13 protein-coding genes are annotated in these 18,669 nt (G+C 71.1%); 8 read left to right on the top strand and 5 right to left on the bottom strand.

Going from position 1 to position 18,669, the window contains the following annotated elements:
- The first annotated feature begins 61 nt into the window (after positions 1–61).
- From ACFWSK_RS07185 to ACFWSK_RS07175, 3 genes are all read left to right on the top strand, one after another.
- Positions 62–1,432 (top strand): hypothetical protein, encoded by a 1,371-nt coding sequence (locus ACFWSK_RS07185; protein WP_383782860.1) that lies wholly within the window; start codon positions 62–64, stop codon positions 1,430–1,432.
- Positions 1,433–1,672: 240 nt separating this feature from the next.
- On the top strand, positions 1,673–4,276 hold the full coding sequence (locus tag ACFWSK_RS07180; protein WP_383782934.1) for a SpoIIE family protein phosphatase: 2,604 nt from the start codon (positions 1,673–1,675) through the stop codon (positions 4,274–4,276).
- A gap of 77 nt (positions 4,277–4,353) precedes the next feature.
- On the top strand, positions 4,354–5,334 hold the full coding sequence (locus tag ACFWSK_RS07175; protein ID WP_383782859.1) for an NAD(P)/FAD-dependent oxidoreductase: 981 nt from the start codon (positions 4,354–4,356) through the stop codon (positions 5,332–5,334).
- Positions 5,335–5,428: 94 nt separating this feature from the next.
- Here ACFWSK_RS07175 and ACFWSK_RS07170 read toward each other — a convergent pair whose 3' ends face one another.
- Positions 5,429–6,046: a YceI family protein gene (locus tag ACFWSK_RS07170; RefSeq protein WP_383782858.1), complete on the bottom strand. Its 618-nt coding sequence runs from the start codon at positions 6,044–6,046 to the stop codon at positions 5,429–5,431.
- Between the two features lie 246 nt (positions 6,047–6,292).
- On the opposite strand from ACFWSK_RS07170, the gene ACFWSK_RS07165 reads away from it, so the two are divergent.
- Positions 6,293–6,814 carry a hypothetical protein gene (locus tag ACFWSK_RS07165; RefSeq protein ID WP_383782857.1) on the top strand — a complete coding sequence of 174 codons (522 nt, stop codon included), beginning with the start codon at positions 6,293–6,295 and terminating at the stop codon, positions 6,812–6,814.
- Between the two features lie 59 nt (positions 6,815–6,873).
- Here the strand turns inward: ACFWSK_RS07165 and ACFWSK_RS07160 are convergent, their stop codons facing one another.
- Positions 6,874–8,100 (bottom strand): glycoside hydrolase family 64 protein, encoded by a 1,227-nt coding sequence (locus ACFWSK_RS07160; protein ID WP_383782856.1) that lies wholly within the window; start codon positions 8,098–8,100, stop codon positions 6,874–6,876.
- A gap of 351 nt (positions 8,101–8,451) precedes the next feature.
- On the opposite strand from ACFWSK_RS07160, the gene ACFWSK_RS07155 reads away from it, so the two are divergent.
- From ACFWSK_RS07155 to ACFWSK_RS07140, 4 genes are all read left to right on the top strand, one after another.
- Entirely contained in the window at positions 8,452–12,330 is a 3,879-nt protein-coding gene (locus ACFWSK_RS07155; protein ID WP_383782855.1) for an endo-alpha-N-acetylgalactosaminidase family protein, read from the top strand.
- Between the two features lie 189 nt (positions 12,331–12,519).
- On the top strand, positions 12,520–14,862 hold the full coding sequence (locus ACFWSK_RS07150; protein WP_383782854.1) for a polysaccharide lyase 8 family protein: 2,343 nt from the start codon (positions 12,520–12,522) through the stop codon (positions 14,860–14,862).
- A gap of 178 nt (positions 14,863–15,040) precedes the next feature.
- A complete protein-coding gene (locus tag ACFWSK_RS07145) occupies positions 15,041–16,624 on the top strand; it encodes an acyl-CoA carboxylase subunit beta (protein WP_383782853.1) in 1,584 nt (527 codons plus the stop codon).
- A 64-nt stretch (positions 16,625–16,688) separates the two neighbouring features.
- Positions 16,689–16,892 (top strand): acyl-CoA carboxylase subunit epsilon, encoded by a 204-nt coding sequence (locus ACFWSK_RS07140; protein ID WP_383782852.1) that lies wholly within the window; start codon positions 16,689–16,691, stop codon positions 16,890–16,892.
- 86 nt (positions 16,893–16,978) lie between these two features.
- Here the strand turns inward: ACFWSK_RS07140 and ACFWSK_RS07135 are convergent, their stop codons facing one another.
- The 3 genes from ACFWSK_RS07135 to ACFWSK_RS07125 form a co-directional block, all read right to left on the bottom strand.
- Positions 16,979–17,560: an ATP/GTP-binding protein gene (locus ACFWSK_RS07135; RefSeq protein WP_014048542.1), complete on the bottom strand. Its 582-nt coding sequence runs from the start codon at positions 17,558–17,560 to the stop codon at positions 16,979–16,981.
- Entirely contained in the window at positions 17,541–18,164 is a 624-nt protein-coding gene (locus ACFWSK_RS07130; RefSeq protein ID WP_383782851.1) for a DUF742 domain-containing protein, read from the bottom strand. The genes ACFWSK_RS07135 and ACFWSK_RS07130 overlap by 20 nt, the downstream gene beginning before the upstream one ends.
- 90 nt (positions 18,165–18,254) lie before the next feature.
- Positions 18,255–18,668, bottom strand: a complete 414-nt coding sequence (locus ACFWSK_RS07125; protein WP_185302589.1) for a roadblock/LC7 domain-containing protein — start codon at positions 18,666–18,668, stop codon at positions 18,255–18,257.
- Position 18,669: the final 1 nt, after the last annotated feature.

The raw sequence follows: 18,669 nt of genomic DNA, 5'->3' as shown, positions 1-18,669 counted from the left end.
CCGCACAAAAAGGACCCGGGTGGGCGGCGCATTTGTCGCCCACCTGGGTTACTTTCGGAGTATGCGGAAGAGGCTGTTCGCGCCCTTGTGGGCCTGCCTGCTGCTGATACTCTCGGCGGCCGTGCTGGCGATGTCACCCGCTGCGCCGTCCGCCCCCGCCACGATCGACGACGCCGCCCGCGCCCTGCGCCAGGGCCCGGTGTACGTCGATCCGGCAGCGGCCGGCCAGCTCTCCTCCTCCCAGGCGGACGCCCTGGAGCGGAAGATCAAGGACGCCGACAAACCGGTGTTCGTCGCCGTCCTGCCGCAGTCCTCGGAGTTCCCCGAAGAGGGGCTCCTCGCCAACCTGCGCAATGACACCGGGATCACCGGTCTCTACGCGGTCCGTCTCGGCGACGGATTCGACGCCGGCGCCGACCGCGGCGTGATGCCGGTGCGCGCCGTCGACAATCTGGTCGCCTCCGTGAAGACGCAGGACGCCGGCGCGGACGCGGCGACGCAGCTCAACGCCTTCGTCGACCGGGCCGTCGAACAGGCCCGGGGCAACGCGCCCGCCTCCTGGTCGGGCGGGGCCGCGGACGACGCCGGGGGGACCGCCGCCACCGGCCTGATCGTGCTCGGCGCGGTGGCCGTCGCGGGCGGCGCGGGCGCGTACACCATCGTCCGGCGCAACCGGCGCCGCAAGGAAGAGGAGGAGTGGGCCGCCCTCGACAAGCTCCGGGTCGTCGTCGACGAGGACATCACCGCGTACGGCGAAACCCTGGAGCGGCTCGACTTCCACCCCGCCGAACCGGGCGCCGACGACACCATGCGCGCCGACTACGAGCGCGCACTCGACTCCTACGAGAGCGCCAAGACGAGGATGGAGCGCGCCCGGCACCCCTCCGAGGTGCGCGGCGTCACCCAGGCCCTGGAGGACGGCCGCTTCTCCCTCGCCGTCCTGGAGGCCCGCAGGGCAGGCGCGGCACTGCCCGCCCGTCGCCCGCCCTGCTTCTTCGACCCCCGCCACGGCCCCTCGGTCGCCGACGTCCTGTGGACGCCGTCCGGCGGCGCCGCCCGTGAGGTCCCGGTCTGCGGGGCCGACGAGATCCGGGTCCGTGAGGGCGAGGACCCGATGAGCCGCACCGTCGACGTCGGGGACGGCCGCCGCCGCCCGTACTGGGAGGCCGGACCGGCGTACGGCCCCTGGGCCGGCGGCTACTTCGGCGGCGGACTGCTGCCCGGCCTGCTGGTGGGCACGATGCTCGGCTCGATGCTGGCGTCCCCCGCGTACGCCGGTGAGTACGGCGGCGGGGACTTCGGCTCCGGATCCGGCGGCGAGTGGGGCGGCGGCGACGTCTCGGGCTCCGACTTCAGCTCGTCGGACTTCGGCGGCTTCGGTGACGGCGGGGGTTTCGGAGGCGGCGGAGGATTCGACGGGGGCGGGTTCTAGCAGGGCGGCCGCACCGTTCGAGAAGGTGCGATCCGTGCTAAACCTGATCGTATGTGGGGTTCCGGTCGATTCCGGGCGTGGTTCCGTCGCCCCGCCCGGCGGCCGCATCGGCACGGCGACGGGGGCCTGGGTCATGCCGGACGGGCGCGGCCCGGCAACGGCGGGGCGAACCGGCCCGCGGCCGGGGGCGCGCGCGCCCTGTTCAGCGTGCACACGGTGGCCGGCCAGGTGTTCTGCCTCATGCTGGGGCTCGTGGTGCTGCTCGTCTCCGCCGCGGCCGTCGCTCTCGTCGTCCAGGGGCGTCGCGACACCATGCAGGAGGCCCGCCTCCACACCATGGGCGTCGCCGAGACCTTCGCCCACGGGCCGGGCATCGTGGCGGCGATCGACGGCGCACACCCGACCGCCGTGCTCCAGCCGCTCGCCGAGCAGGTGCGGGAGAAGGCCGACGTCGACTACGTGGTCGTCTCCGACCACCGGGCCGTCCGGCTCACACATCCGGATCCCGGGCTGATCGGGAAGCGCATCGGCGACCCCCACCGCAAGGCTCTCGCCGGCGAACCGTTCACCCGGACCTTCGAGGGGGCCCGCGGACTCGCGGTCAACTCGGTGGTGCCCGTCCCCAGGCCGGACGGTTCGGTCGCCGGGCTCGTGTCCGTGGGCATCACGGTGGACTCGGTGGAGAGCGTGGCGGACCGGAGCATCCCGTTCAGTGTCGGTGCGGCGGGCGTGGCGCTCGTCCTCGCCGCGGGTGGCGCCGCACTGGTCAGCAGGCGCCTGAGCCGTCAGACCCACGGACTCGGACCGGCCGGCATGACCCGGATGTACGAGCACCACGACGCGGTGCTGCACGCGGTGCGCGAAGGGGTGCTCATCGTCGGGGCCGACGGCCGGATGCTGCTCGCCAACGACGAGGCCCGCAGGCTCCTCGATCTCCCCGCGGACGCCGAGGGGCGGGCCGTGACCGCTCTGGGCCTGGACGCCGGAACCGCCGAACTCCTGGCCTCGGGGCGGCGCGTCACGGACGTGGTGCGGCGGGCCGGAAACCGGCTGCTGGCCATCAACCTCCGCCCCACGGACCCGCACGGCGGCCCTCCCAGCACCGTCGCCACCCTGCGGGACACCACCGAGCTGCGCGCGGTCACCGGCACGGCGGAGCAGGTAAGGGAACGTCTGCTGCTCCTGTACGAGGCCGGGGAGCGGATCGGCACCACCCTCGACGTCACCAGGACGGCCGAGGAGCTGACGGAAGTGGCGACGCCGGGATTCGCCGACTTCGCCTCGGTCGACCTGGCCGACGCGGTCCTGCACGGCGAGGAGCCGCCGCCGCCCACGGGTGACGTACTGGAGATGCGGCGCACCGCCATCGCGGGCGCCGATGCCGGCCACCCCCTCTACCCGCTCGGCCGGGTGGTCGGCTTCATGCCCACCAGCGCCGAAGCCATGGGGACGAGCAGGGGCCACACCTGGATGGAAGCCGATCTCTCGGCGGCGCGGCGCTGGCGGCAGCGGGACCCCGAGCGCGGAGCGAAGGTCCTGGAGTACGGCATCCACTCCCTCATCTCCGTACCGCTGCACGCGCGCGGTGTCATCCTCGGCATGGCCAACTTCTGGCGCGCCGGGAACCCGGACCCCTTCGATGAGGAAGACCTCTCCTTCGCCGAGGAACTGGTGGCGCGGGCGGCGGTCAGCATCGACAACGCCCGCCGCTACACCCGTGAGCACGAGATGGCCGTCACGCTCCAGCGCAGCCTGCTGCCGAGGCGGGTGCCCGACCAGAACGCCCTCGACGTGGCCCACCGCTATCTGCCGGCCCAGGCGGGAGTGGGCGGCGACTGGTTCGACGTGATCCCGCTGTCCGGCGCCCGGGTCGCCCTGGTCGTCGGTGACGTCGTCGGTCAGGGACTGCACGCGGCGGCCACGATGGGGCGGCTGCGCACCACGGTCCACAACTTCTCGACGCTGGACCTGCCGCCCGATGAACTCCTCGGCCACCTCGACGAACTCGTCGCCCGGATGGACCAGGACGGTACCGACGACGGCTCGGACGTGGGGATCGCCGGGGCGACCTGTCTGTACGCGATCTACGACGGGGTCTCCGGGAAGTGCTGCATGGCCAGGGCCGGTCACCCCGGCCCCGCGCTGGTCCTGCCCGACGGGACGGTGGAGTTCCCCGAGACGCCCGCGGGCCCGCCGCTCGGCATCGGCGGCATGCCCTTCGAGTCGGCCGAGTTCACCGTGCCCGAGGGCAGCCGCCTGGTCCTGTACACCGACGGCCTCGTGGAACGCCGCGACCGGGACTTCGACATCGGCCTCGACATGCTGCGCGCCGCCCTCGCGGACGCCGACCGGACGCCGGAGGAGACCTGCGACGATGTGATCGGCGCCCTGCTGCCCGCCCGCCCCACCGACGACGTGGCTCTCCTGGTGGCCCGTGCCCGGCGGCTCGACCCGGGCCGGGTCGCCCAATGGGACGTGGCTCCCGAGCCGTCGGCGGTCGCCGGAGTCCGCAGGGGAGTGGCCCGCTGGCTCGGGGAGCGGGGGCTGGACGAGGAGGCGTTCGTCACCGAGCTCATCCTGAGCGAGCTGGTCACCAACGCCATCCGCTACGGCTCCGGACCGATCGGGGTGCGGCTGCTGTACGACCGCAGCCTGGTCTGCGAGGTCTCCGACACCAGCAGCACCTCGCCGCACCTGCGCTACGCGGCGACGACCGACGAGGGCGGCCGCGGCCTGTTCCTCGTCGCCCAGTTCGCCGAACGCTGGGGCACCAGGTACACCCCCACGGGCAAGGTCATCTGGTCGGAGCAGGCCGTCGGCCCGGCGGCCGGCGACAGGGGCTAGATCCGGCCAGACCGCTCTTTTGCCGTTACGGCAATCAAACTTGTCGTAGTCGCCAGGCCCGGCGCACCATCTCCGCCATGGAGGTGTTTCGTATGGACGACAACGAGCAGCGGTACGACGTGGTGGTGGTGGGCGGCGGAGCGGCCGGCCTGAGCGGAGCGGTGGCCCTGTCCAGGGCGAGGCGTTCGGTGCTGGTGATCGACGCGGGCCTGCCGCGCAACGCGCCCGCGACCCACGTGCACAACTACCTGGGCCGCGAGGGCACCGCCCCCTCGGAGCTCCTGGCCGTCGGGCGCGGGGAGGCGGCCGGGTACGGCGCCGAGATCACCGAGGGAACCGTGGTGTCCGCCGAGAAGCTCGCCGAAGGGGAGGGCTTCCGCGTCGTACGCGAGGACGGGACCGCCGTGGTGGCCCGCCGGCTGCTGGTGACCACCGGCCTGGTCGACGAGCTGCCCCCGGTGCCAGGACTGGCCGAGCGGTGGGGCCGCGAGGTGCTGCACTGTCCGTACTGCCACGGCTGGGAGGTCAGGGACCGCCCGATCGGCATCCTGGGCGTCAGCCCCATGGCCGCGCACCAAGCGCTGATGTGGCGGCAGTGGAGCGAGGACGTCACGCTCTTCCGGCACACAGGACCGGAACCGACCGACGAGGAGTACGAGCAGCTCGCCGCCCGGGGCATCGCCGTGGTGGACGGGGAGGTGGCCGGGCTGGATGTGACCGGTGACCGGCTCACCGGGGTGCGGCTCGCCGGCGGACGGGTGATCGCCCGGGAGGCGGTGGTCGTGCAGACCCGGTTCACCGCACGTTCCGAGGTGCTGCGGACCCTGGGGCTCGCGGCGACCGAGCTGGACATGGCCGGATACGTCGTCGGCACCTACATCGCCGCCGATCCGGCCGGCGCGACGGACGTTCCCGGCGTCTGGGTGGCCGGAAACGTCGCCAACCCGCTGGAGCAGGTCATCGGCGCCGCGAGCGCGGGGCTGAAGGCCGCGGCGGCGATCAACGCGGACCTGACCGCCGAGGACACCCGCAGTGCGGTGGCCGCGCACCGGCGGTGAGGCGAACGGCCGCACACGCCGAGCGCCCGCCTTCCTCCCCGGTGGGGGAGCGAAGGCGGGCGCGCTCGGTCCGTGCGGGGGTGGCCCCGGAGGATCAGCCCTGCGGGGCGGCCTTGATCGCGGAGATGTCGAAGTTCAGCCTGACCTTGTCGCTGACCATCACACCGCCGGTCTCCAGTGCCGCGTTCCAGGTCAGGCCCCAGTCGGAGCGCAGGATGTCCGCGCTGCCCTCGAAGCCCACGCGCTCGTTGCCGTAGACGTCGGTGGCGGAGCCGTTGAACTCCAGGTCGATGGCGAGCGGACGCGTGACGTCCTTGATGGTGAGGTCGCCGGTGACGCGGTACGTGTCGCCACCGAGCTGCTCGGCGCTCGTGGACCGGAAGGACATGACCGGGAACTTCTCGGCGTCGAAGAAGTCGCCGCTGACCAGGTGGCCGTCGCGGTCGGCGATGCCGGTGTCGATGCTGGCGATCTTGACGTCGATCGAGGCGGCGGAGTTCGCGGGGGCGGCGCCGTCAAGCCGCAGGCTGCCCTCGTGCTCACCGAAGGAGCCGCGCACGTTGGTGACCATGGCGTGGCGCACCGTGAAACCGATGCTGCTGTGGGCCGGGTCGATCACGTAGTCGCCGGTCAGGGCGGCCAGTGCGGGGTCCACCGCGAGCGTGGCGGTGGTGGACGCGGCGTTGGTGTTCTTGCGGTTGAACAGAGCCATGGCTCCTCCTCGGGGGACGTGATCGAGCGGCTGTCCAAAGGTCGTTTAACCTTCAACGAGATTGACTGTAGACCAATCTAGTTCAAAGTTCAACATCAAGGGTCCAGGCCGGTCCGGAAGTAGCCCTTCCGCCGGATGGGGGAGGACTCACCCTCTGGCGGACGCGCGTAGAACTCGGGCACTATCTCCCTGCCCATCCAGCGCGACTTGCCTCACTCTGATTGTCATGAGCAGGAGGAATCCCCCGTGTCGTATCGCCCGAAGCTCCGCTCCGTCCTGACCGCCCTCGCCCTTGTGCTCGGCGCCTTGTTCGCCCCCGGCGTCGGTGTCGTCACAGGCGCGACCGACGCCTTCGCCGTCACCAAGATCAGTCACTCCACCGCGACCTCGATGTTCCGCTCCTCCAACATCACCTGGTCGTCGTCCGGCGGCTGTTCCAACCGGAACATCTCCACCTGCACCTCGTTCGACCAGCTCAATCTGGCCAGCGCCCAGGGCGCCCAGACCCTGAAGAGCGCGACGGGCTGCGCGCTGAACATCACCGGCGGCACGGAGACCGGGCACGCCGGCGGCACGTACTCGCACTGGAACGGCTACAAGCTCGACTTCTCCAAGTCCACCTGCCTCAACAACTACGTCCATGGCGTCTTCACCTACATCGGTGTCCGGGGCGACGGCGCTCCCCAGTACCGGTCCGGCTCCGGCAACATCTACGCGGACGAGGGCAACCACTGGGACGTGACGTACTACAACTGCGGCGGCTGCTGAGCCGTACGCAGGAGTGCCCCCGTCCGGCGGGACGGGGGCACTCCTGCGCGCGTCGGGGGTCAGGAGCCGACGCTCACCGTGAAGCGCCCCGGGTTGCCGTCGTGCGCGGCTCCGGACACGTCCGGCTCACCGTCCGGGCGTACGTCGTCGTACGGGAAGGCGTAGCCGATCGGCGAGTTCTCGTGGACGACCCGTGACCAGTGGTTGGTCACCGCGCCCTTGTAGTAGTCCGCCACCGTGGTGCCGTTCGGCTGCTGCGGGTGGCTGAGCATGATCGAACGGTTGAAGCCCGCCGCGATCCTGGCCAGCAGTGCCTTCTTGTCGTCGGAGTCGCCCGGGTTGTTCGTGAACGGCCCGTGGTTGCAGGTGAAGATGTCCTTCGACGTGGGCCGGGCGAAGGTGTGGCCGCCCTCGAACGTCAGCGTGTCACCGCTGACCCGTCCGGTCAGCGTGCCACGGCCGCCCTGGAGGTCGATCCGGAGGCCGGTCGAGCGGTACCTGCCCCAGACCTCGTCGATCTGCGCCGTGAACAGGTCCCGGAACGGCATCTGGTCCGGCCGGTCGAAGAACGGCGCCATCAGGTTCTGCGGCGAGACGACCCGCAGGACCTTGCCGTCCGGCCCTCTCGTGATCAGCTCGTCCCAGGGCTGTCCGTCGGATGCGGCCTGCGCCGTGAGGTCGTCGGCGATCCGCTGTACGGCGCCGTCCGGGAGGGGGGCGACGGTGTGCGTGCTGTCGCCCTGGAGGTTCAGGCCGATCGGCAGCGCGGTCACCAGGTCGACATAGCTGATGTTCGCGTACAGCTGCTGCGGGTTGAACGTGAACTCGCAGAACGACCAGGTCCGCCCGTGGTTCGGGTCGGTGGGTGTCGCGAAGGCCGGCTCGACCAGCGACGGCCCCGGGTTGAGGTAGAAGTCCAGCTTGTCGTCGCGTACGAAGTAGATCCGCGCCCCGTACATCTGGGGCAGCGTCAGGACCACCGGTCCGGCGCCCGCCCCCTTCAGCGGGATGGCGCAGTCGACCGGCAGCGGGGTCTGCGGAGCGCCGGGGGAGTCGGGGCGGTAGACGCCGCCGTCGGCGCGCAGCAGTACCCAGCGGCCGGTTCCCTGCTCGTGGCCGGTGACGTACGCGTTCACCGCGCCCGGCAGCGAGCGGTTCTCCAGGGCCAGTTCGCACGTGGCCGGCGCGGCGGAGGCGCGCGGGCTCAGGCCGCTGCCCCAGAGAGGACAGGTGAGCGCGGTCGCGGAGGCGGCGGCGCCTGACAGGAACAGTCTGCGTGAGATCACGAGGTACTCCCGAGGTGTGGGGGGCCGCAGACGGACAGGGCGGTCCGGGGAGTTGACGCGGTGGGGGCGTCTGCGGTGCGCACCACTTTCACGATGCTCCGGTGGAGCGTCAAGAGTTATGACTGAGAGCGCTCTCAAAAGCCGGACGTCTTCACAACTCATCGCCCGGAAACGGCATTTGGTGACTGGCGGTCCCCAACCGCCTGCGTGTGGTGAACAGGAACCGAACGCGGCTGCGCCCCGCCCCGCTCCCACGCGACTTGGACTAACGCGCGGCGGTTGTTGGACTGGTAAGTCCGTCCGGGCCGTACGCCGTTGACGGTGTCCGGACACGGGGACTACTCAGGCCACATGTCGCGAAGATTCACTTCGGCGGGCGCCGTCGCCGCCGCCTCAGCAGCCGTCCTGGCGCTCGTGGGGACCACCCTCCCCGCCGTAGCCGCCGCACCCCTCCCCGCCGCCGCGGACGCGGCCGACGCCACCGGCTCCACCGTCATCGGATCGGCGCAGCTGTCGGTCGCCGTCGCCGACGACTTCCCGCGCGTCCTGTCGTACACCGACCGGGCCGGCGGCGGGCAGCTGGCCGGCAGCACCCGGCCGGTCACCGAGATCACCCTCAACGGAGCCGCCCGCACGGTGCGGCTCAAGGCGGCTCTCGAGGTCACCGCCACGGCCGCCCGCTACACGCTCGCCTTCCCGGATCTGCCGGGCGTCGAGATCGACGCCGCCATCGAGGTGTCCGGGCGCGCCACCACCTTCAAGGTGACCGCCGTACGCGACACCGAGACCTTCCGCGTCGGCACCATCGACATACCCGGCCACGACCTGGTCTCCGTGGCTTCCACGGACACCGGGGCCGCGACCGCCTTCACCCGCCTCGACCCCGACTCCACGAAGACCGCCGACGTCTTCGCGAAGGTCACCGCGGAGACCGCCGCCGACACCGCACCCGTGGGCGCCTCCTACGCCCTCGTCAACACGGGGACCCTCGCCGCGGCCGTCGAGTCCAACTCCTCGTACGACAAGCCGTCCGGGGCCACCGGCGGCGACGACGCGCGCTTCTGGCACCAGGCGCGCAAGGCGGCGGACGGCAGCGTCCGGGTCGGCGTCCGGTCCGGGCAGTGGACCTACCGGGGGGCCGGCGCGCCCGAGCCCGAGAGCGGCGCGGACCTGCCCTGGGCGAAGGTCGTCGTCACTCCCGACGCCAACGGTGACAGGACCGTCGACTGGCAGGACGGCGCCGTCGCCTTCCGCTCCATCGGCGTCACCGCACCCGGCGGCGACCAGACCGCGAACCGGGTCATCACCCACATCCCGTTCAACTTCGCCAGCCAGGCCACCCACCCCTTCCTCCGCACGCTCGACGACGTCAAGCGGATCTCGATGGCGACCGACGGACTCGGTCAGATGGCCATCCTCAAGGGGTACGGCTCCGAGGGGCACGACTCGGCGCATCCGGACTACGGCGGCAACTACAACAAGCGCGCCGGCGGGCTGAAGGACCTCAACACGCTGCTCAAGCAGGGCAGGAAGTGGGGAGCCGCGTTCGGCGTCCACGTCAACGCCACCGAGTCCTACCCCGAGGCGAACGCGTTCGACGAGCAGCTCGTCGACAAGACCAGGCCCGGCTGGAACTGGCTCAACCAGAGCTACTACATCGACCAGCGCCGCGACATCAACAGCGGCGATCTGGCCCGGCGTTTCCAGCAGTTGCGCGACGAGACCGACAGCAATCTCAGCCTGCTCTACATCGACGTGTACTACTCGCACGGCTGGATCGCCGACAAGACCATGCAGGCCGTGCGGAAGCAGGGCTGGAACGTCGGCACCGAATGGGCCGACAAGTTCGAGCGCTCCTCGCTCTGGTCCCACTGGGCCAACGACCTGAGCTACGGCGGCGCCACCAACAAGGGCCTCAACTCGCAGATCATCCGGTTCATCCGCAACGGCGAGAAGGACGTCTGGAACAACGATCCGGTCCTCGGCCAGACGGCGATCGAGGAGTTCGAGGGCTGGACGGGCGAGACCGACTGGAACTCCTTCTACGACAACATCTGGCAGAAGAACCTGCCCGCCAAGTACCTCCAGCACCAGAAGATCACCCGCTGGGACAAGGCGGCCGGTGACATCACGTTCACCGGCGGCGTCCGGGGCACGGTCGAGAACGGCGAGCGGACGTTCTACGCGGACGGCCGCAAGGTCCTCAGCGGTACGGACTACCTGCTGCCGTGGGACGGCGGCAAGAAGCTGTACCACTACAACAAGTCCGGCGGCACGAGCAGTTGGGCGGTGCCCTCGACGGGCGCGTACACCGTCTACAAGCTCACCGACAACGGCCGGGAGAAGATCGCCACCGTCCGCCCGGTGAACGGGAGGATCACGCTGAAGGCCACGGCCGGGCAGCCGTACGTCCTCTATCCGGACCAGGCGCCGCAGGCCGCGTCCCCGCGGTGGGGCGAGGGCGGTCCGGTCGGCGACCCGGGCTTCAACGCCAGGGGCCTCGGCAGCTGGTCGAAGACCGGCACGGCCGCCCGGCACACGGACAGCCAGGGCCGCAACAGCGCGAAGCTCTCCGGCACCGGCACGGCGGCGCTCTCGCAGAGCATCGACGGCCTGGAGCCCGGCAGGCGCTACACGGCCTCGGCGCTGATCGAGGTCGAACCGGGCGGCACCCGGCTCACCACCCTCTCGGCCGGCGGGAAGTCCGTCGCAGTGAACCGCTCCACCGCCCGGGACCAGGTGGCCGCCTCCGACTGGCACGGCAGCTACTTCCAGCGGGCCAAGGTGAACTTCACCGCCCCGGAGAGCGGGCGCACCACACTCCGGATCGAGGCGGCGAAGGGCAGCGCGACGACGGTACGGGCCGATGACGTGCGGCTCGTCGCCAACGCCCCGGCCACCCGTGCCGATACGGTCGTGTACGAGGACTTCGAGGACGTCGACCAGGGCTGGGGCCCCTTCCTCAAGGGCGACGCGGGCGGCTCCACCGACCCCCGCACCAGCATCTCCCAGCTCCACGCCCCGTACACCCAGGCCGGCTGGAACGGCAAGCTCGTCGATGACGTCCTGGGCGGCAAGGAGTCCCTCAAGGCCCACGAGGAGAACACCGGTCTCGTCTACCGGACCGCTCCCTGGACCGTTCCGATGACCGACGGCCGCCGCTACAGGGTCGAGTACGACTACCAGTCCAGCCACGCCGGGGCCTACGAGTGGGTCGGCGGCTACGACCGGATCGACGCGAGCGGCGACCCCGGCTCCGTCGAGACCCGGACCACCCCCATCGGGCAGCAGCGCACCACGGGCCACTTCAGCGAGACCGTGACGGCGGGCTGCGGAGACACCTGGACCGGACTGCGCAAGCGGGGTGACGCCCCGGACGGCGCCGACTTCGTGCTCGACGGCTTCACCGTGACCGACCTCGGGCCGGCCCCCGCCGGCGAGCGGGCCGCCTGCGGCACGCTCACCGTGGCGGCGCGGGCCGAGACGCTGGAACCCGGCACCGCCAACACGGTCACCGCCACGTTCACCAACTACGAAGCGACGGCGGCGACGGGCGTCGAGGTGGGCCTGACCCTGCCCGAGGGCTGGCGGGCGGAGCCGGCGGGCGCCGTCACCTTCGACTCGGTCGCCCCGGGCGCCGAGGTCACCGGAAGCTGGCAGGTCACCCCGCCGGTCGACGCCGAGTACCGCACGTACACCGTGAGTTCGCAGGCGTCCTACACGGTCGGCGGCGCGAGCCGGAAGCTCGGTGCGCAGACCTCCGTACGGACCCTGCCGCCGCCGCCCACCACGGACAGCTGGGCCAGTGACCTGGACTGGACGGCCTCCGAGAACGGCTGGGGACCCGTCGAGCGCGATCTCTCCAACGGCGAGACAGGGACCGCCGACGGCACCCCGCTCAGGATCGGCGGCGTCACCTACGCCAGGGGCATCGGCACCCACGCCCCGGCGAAGGTCCGCTACTACCTGGGTGGAAGGTGCGCCTCCTTCACCGCGGAGGTAGGCGTGGACGACGCGCAGACCACCCGCGGCACCGTGCAGTTCTCCGTCACGGCCGACGGCACGGAGAAGGTGAAGTCGCCCGTCCTGCGCGCGGCCGACACCGCGTGGACGCTCACGGCCGACGTCACCGGCGCGAAGTACGTCGACCTGGTCGTCGGCGACGGCGGCGACGGCAACGGCAACGACCACGCCGACTGGGGCAGCGCCCGCTTCCACTGCGGTAGCTGACCCGTACAGAGGCACGGGCGTGGGACACGGCTCCCGCGCCCGTGCTGTGGCGTTCCCTGCTCCGGAGCCGGGAACGCACGGGGAGAAAGCGCTTTCGACCAAAGCTCGCGCGCCCATTGAAAGCGTCTCGGATGGCGTGCTAAACCAGCGGACAACAGGTCTACACCACTCGCTCCGGGAGGCCCCCCCGTGCCGCTCCTGCCTGCCGCCTGGTCCCGCCGCGCCTTCCTCGCCACCACCTCCGCCACCGCGCTCGGCGCCGCCTTGGCCGGCCCCGCACGCGCCGCGTCGACCACGGACGCGTACGACGCGCTCAGGGCCCGCTGGGCCGAGCTCTCGCTGGGCACCGGTTTCGACCCGGCCGCCGAACCCTTCGCCTCCCGCCTCCAGGAGACCGGCAGGCTCGCCGCCGGCTTCCGGGCGTCGATGGCCCCGGCCGCCACCTCACTGTGGCCCGGCTACACCTTCGACCCGCCGTCCGGCATCACCCAGAGCTACAGCCGCCTGTGGACCATGACCCAGGCGTACCTCCAGCCGGGCACCGGCCTCACCGCCGACGAAACCCTCCTCGCCGACATCGTGCGGGGCCTCGACCATCTCTCCGCGACGGTCTACAACCCCTCGACGACCCGCTACGGCAACTGGTGGGAGTGGCAGATCGGCAGCCCGCGCCTCCTCATGGACATCCACGCCGGGCTCCACGACGAACTCACCGACACCCGGCGCCAGGCCGCCTGCGCCGCCGTCGACCACTTCATCCCCGATGTCATGCTCACGAGTTACACCGGCACGAGCACCGGCGCCAACCGCGTCGACCTCTGCCGCTCCGTCGCCCTGCGCGGCGTCATCGGCCGCAGCCCGGCCAAGATCGCACTCGCCCGGGACGCCCTCTCACCCGTCTTCCCGTACGTGACGAAGGGTGATGGCCTCTACGCGGACGGCTCGTTCGTCCAGCACACCTGGGTCGCGTACTCCGGTACGTACGGCCAGGTCATGCTCGACGGGCTGGGCCGCCTGTTCACCCTCCTCGCCGGATCGGACTGGGACGTCACCGACCCGGGCCGCCAGATCATCCTGGACTCCGTCGAGAACGCCTACGCGCCGCTGATCCACGACGGCCTGATGATGGACAGCGTCAACGGGCGTGCCATCAGCCGCGGTTACCTCAAGAGCGACGACCGCAAGGTCATGCGCAGCGACCACTTCCACGGACAGGGCCTGATCGCCGCCATCCCGCTGCTCGCGGGCGGGGCCTCCGCGGCCGAGCGGCAGCGCTGGACCGCGATGATTAAGGGGTGGATCGAACGGGACCGTACGACACCTCTGCTCACCGCGCCCCAGTTCAACGTCGCCGACCTGGCCCGGCTGCACACCCTCGCCGCCTCGCCCGTGCCCGCCGCCCCCGAGCCTGTGGCGCACAAGTTGTTCGCCGCCATGGACCGCGCCGTGCACCGGAGGCCCGGCTGGGCCGCCGCCATCTCCATGGCCTCGGAGCGGATCTCGTACTACGAGTGCGGCAACGGAGAGAATCCGCGCGGCTGGCACACCGGCGCCGGAATGCTGTACTGGTGGCCGGGCGAGACGCGTGGGGACCAGTACACCGACTGGTTCTGGCCGACCGTCGACTTCTACCGCCTGCCGGGAACGACCGTGTCCACCAAGAGGCTCGCCGACCGGGCGGGCGGTGAGTGGGGGGCGCCCAAGCCCGCGGTGAAGTGGGTCGGCGGCGCCACGGACGGCGAGTTCGCCGCCGTGGGGCAGCACCTCAAGGGGCTCGGCTCCACCCTCGAAGCCCGCAAGTCGTGGTTCTGCGTCGCCGACACCGTCGTGTGTCTCGGCGCCGGCATCACCAGCACCGACGGAGTACCCGCCGAGACGGTCGTCGACAACCGCATGCTCGGCGAGGCGGGCACGGACGTGTTCACCACCGAGGAGCGCACGGCCCCCCGCTGGGCCCATCTGGTGGGGCACGGCGGCTGGGTCTTCCCCGGCGGGGCGGCCCTGCGCACCCTGCGCGAGGACCGCACCGGTTCCTGGAGCGACATCAACACCACCAGCACCACCGAGCGCCGCACGCGCCGCTACCAGACCCTATGGCTGGACCACGGCACCGATCCGGTGGACGCCCGGTACGCCTACCTGCTGATGCCGGGTGCCTCCCGGCGCACCGTCACCGCCCGCGCGGCCGACGGCGACTGGCTGAGGGTGCTCGCCAACACCTCCGCCGTCCAGGCGGTGGCGATCGGCTCGCTGGGCGTGACGGCGGCCAACTTCTGGCAGGCGGGCACGGCGGGCCCGCTCACCGTCTCGGCTCCGGCGAGCGTGCTCGTCAGGACGGGCCGGCGCTCCACCACGCTCTGCGTGAGCGGTCCCGACCGGACCGGCGCCCCCGTGGACCTGGTCTGGAACCGGCCGGCTCGCGAAGTGGTCGCCGCGGGCCCCGGCATCGAGGTCCGCGCCACCGGCAGGAGCCTGGTCCTGCGCGTCTCGCCCGGCGTCGCCGGGGGCACCCTGCGGTGCGAGGTCCGCTAGCGGCTGTGCCCGGTGACACATCCCGCGCTTTGTCGGCCCCTGACAAAGCGGGAGCGCTGTGAGCTGGTGGATCGGCTGTCCGGCGTTCGGGTTATGTCGAGGCCCACCAGGAAACCGGGCAGGAGACTGTACGGAGTCGACGGCACGATTTGTGCGGTCGGCTTCGTAGGGTCAGTACATGACCGTTGTGGACGTGACCCCGAGCGAGCCGAGCGACACGCGTGGCCGGGTGGCCGAACTGCTGGCCCTGCGTGAGCAGGCGCGGCAGGGACCGAGTGACCGCGCGACCGAGGCGCAGCACGCCAAGGGCAAGCTGACCGCCCGCGAGCGCATCGCGCTGCTGCTCGACGAGGGGTCGTTCAAGGAGGTCGAGCAGCTGCGCCGGCACCGGGCGACCGGGTTCGGCCTGGAGGCGAAGAAGCCCTACACGGACGGCGTCATCACCGGCTGGGGCACCGTCGAGGGCCGCACCGTCTTCGTGTACGCCCACGACTTCCGGATCTTCGGCGGGGCGCTGGGCGAGGCCCACGCCACGAAGATCCACAAGATCATGGACATGGCGATCTCGGCGGGTGCTCCGCTGGTGTCCCTGAACGACGGCGCCGGCGCCCGTATCCAGGAGGGCGTCTCCGCGCTCGCCGGATACGGCGGCATCTTCCAGCGCAACACCCGGGCGTCCGGTGTCATCCCGCAGATCAGCGTGATGCTCGGCCCCTGCGCGGGCGGCGCGGCCTACAGCCCCGCCCTCACCGACTTCGTCTTCATGGTCCGCGAGACCTCGCAGATGTTCATCACCGGACCGGACGTCGTCAAGGCGGTCACCGGCGAGGAGATCACCCAGAACGGACTCGGCGGCGCGGACGTGCACGCCGAGACCTCGGGCGTCGCGCACTTCGCGTACGACGACGAGGAGACCTGCATCGCCGAGGTCCGCTACCTGATCGGGATGCTGCCCTCCAACAACCGCGAGAACCCGCCCACGGTCACGAGCGACGACCCCGCCGACCGGCGCGGCGACACCCTGCTCGACCTGGTCCCGGCCGACGGCAACCGCCCGTACGACATGCACAAGGTCATCGAGGAGCTCGTCGACGACGGCGACTACCTGGAGATCCACGAGCGCTGGGCCCGCAACATCATCTGCGCCCTCGCCCGGCTGGACGGTCAGGTCGTCGGCATCGTCGCCAACCAGCCGCTGGCCATGGCGGGCGTCCTGGACATCGAGGCGTCCGAGAAGGCCGCTCGTTTCGTCCAGATGTGTGATGCGTTCAACATTCCGATCGTCACTCTGTTGGACGTTCCCGGCTTCCTGCCGGGAGTCGATCAGGAGCACGGTGGGATCATCCGGCACGGCGCGAAGCTGCTCTACGCGTACTGCAACGCCACCGTGCCGAGGATCAGCCTGATCCTGCGCAAGGCATACGGAGGTGCGTACATCGTCATGGACTCCCAGTCCATCGGAGCCGACCTCACCTATGCCTGGCCCACCAACGAGATCGCGGTGATGGGCGCCGAGGGCGCGGCCAACGTCATCTTCCGCCGCCAGATCGCGGAGGCCGAGGATTCCGAAGCCATGCGGGCCCGCATGGTCAAGGAGTACAAGGCCGAGCTCATGCACCCGTACTACGCCGCCGAGCGCGGCCTGGTCGACGACGTCATCGACCCCGCCGAGACGCGCGAAGTGCTGATCGCCTCGCTCGCGATGCTCCGCAACAAGCACGCCGACCTGCCGTCCCGTAAGCACGGCAACCCGCCGCAGTAGCGCGGACGGACGCGGGTGACCCCGCCGAAGCCCGCGCCATCCTGCCGAGAAGACGGAGACACCCATGACCACCACTCCCGCCGAGTCCGTGCTGCGCGTCGAGAGGGGTCTCGCCGACCCCGAGGAGCTGGCGGCCATCACCGCCGTCCTGCTCGCCCGCGCGGCGTCCCAGCCCGCCGCGCCCGCCCACCGGGGCCGCAACACCGCCGGATGGCGCCGGCTGGAGCGCACGCCCGGCTTCCGCGCCCCGCACAGCTGGCAGGGCTGAGAACGACCCGGCGCGCCGCACAGGCCCGCGCGAAGGGCCCCGCACTCCTTCCGGAGTGCGGGGCCCTTCGTCGTGTACCGGGACCGTCAGCGCAGGCGGGCCATGAGCGCGTGCTCGACGAGCGTGATGAGGGCGCTCTTGGCGTCCGCGCGGTGGCGGGCGTCCGTCGTCAGGATCGGCGTGTCCGGGCCGATCTGGAGCGCCTCGCGCACCTCGTCCGGCGTGTAGGGCTGGTGTCCGTCGAAGCCGTTGAGGGCGATGACGAAGGGGAGTCCGCTGTTCTCGAAGTAGTCGACCGCGGGGAAGCAGTCGGCGAGGCGGCGGGTGTCGACGAGGACGACGGCGCCGATGGCGCCGCGTACGAGGTCGTCCCACATGAACCAGAAGCGGTCCTGTCCGGGGGTGCCGAAGAGGTACAGGATCAGGTCCTGGTCCAGGGTGATGCGGCCGAAGTCCATGGCCACCGTGGTGGTGGTCTTGTCCCCGGTGTGTGTGAGGTCGTCGATGCCCGCGGACGCGGACGTCATCACGGCTTCGGTGCGCAGCGGATTGATCTCCGAAACGGCACCGACAAACGTGGTCTTACCCACGCCGAAGCCCCCTGCCACCACGATCTTCGCCGAGGTAGTGGAGCGGGCCGCTCCGCCGCTAGAGCTTGCGAAGTCCACTGAGCACCCTTTCGAGCAGTGTCACGTCTGGTTGGCCGCCGGCGGCCTCGTCGCCGCCGGGCTGATGGATAGCGACGAGTCCGGCCTCGGCCAGGTCGGCGACGAGAATCCGGGCAACGCCGAGGGGGATCGAGAGAAGGGCCGAGACCTCGGCCACCGACTTGATCTCCACGCAGAGCCGGCAGATCCGCTGATGCTCGGGCAACTGCCCCTGGAGCCGCGACGGATCGGCCGTGGTGCTCACCAGTGCTTCGATGGCGAGCTGGTAACGCGGCCGGGTCCGGCCACCTGTCATGGCGTACGGACGGACCAGCGGGTTGTGCGCCGCGGGTGCGGGCGCCGCGGCCCGCCGCGGCTGCACCGGCTGGATACGGGGCGCCCGCGGCGGTTCGTACGGCTGCTGGGGCTGCTGGGGCCACGAGCCCTGCTGGGGCCAGTCGGAGCCCTGAGCGCCCTGCGGCTGCTGGTAGGGCTGCTGTGGCTGATAAGGCTGCTGCGCGCCCTGTCTGCTGGGAGCGGAGGGGAAGCTGAAACGGTTGTCGTCGTGCTCACCCGGAACCCGCTGACCACCCTCATATGGGTGTCCGCCTGTGGGTGCTGCCACGTTTCCTCCTCCGAATGCCGGTCGCCGATCCCAGTGGGGCCGCGCCACCGCACCCTATGGCGCGATGGCGAGAAACGCACTGTCTGTCTACTAGTTAAGAAGACTTCCCTGGAGCTCCGCACGGAGATCCGGGGTCAGAACACTGCCGGTACGATCCACCAGAAGTGCCATTTCATACCCAACCAGACCGATATCGGCGTCCGGATGCGAAAGTACGGCAAGAGATGATCCGTCGGAGATGGACATGATGAAGAGGAATCCTCGCTCCATCTCCACAACGGTCTGATTCACGGCGCCGCCCTCGAAGATCCGGGAGGCGCCCGCCGTCAGCGACGTCAGACCGGAGGCGACGGCCGCCAGTTGGTCGGCGCGGTCGCGCGGGAAACCTTCGGACATCGCCAGCAGCAGGCCGTCAGCGGAGACCACCACCGTGTGCGACACCCCGGGGGTGTTGTCCACGAAGTTGGTGATCAACCAGTTCAGATTCTGCGCCGCCTGGCTCATC

Source organism: Streptomyces sp. NPDC058620, from assembly GCF_042717135.1.
Classification (GTDB): domain Bacteria; phylum Actinomycetota; class Actinomycetes; order Streptomycetales; family Streptomycetaceae; genus Streptomyces.
Note: the sequence above shows the minus strand (reverse complement) of the source record. Positions and strands in the feature narration are given on the sequence as shown.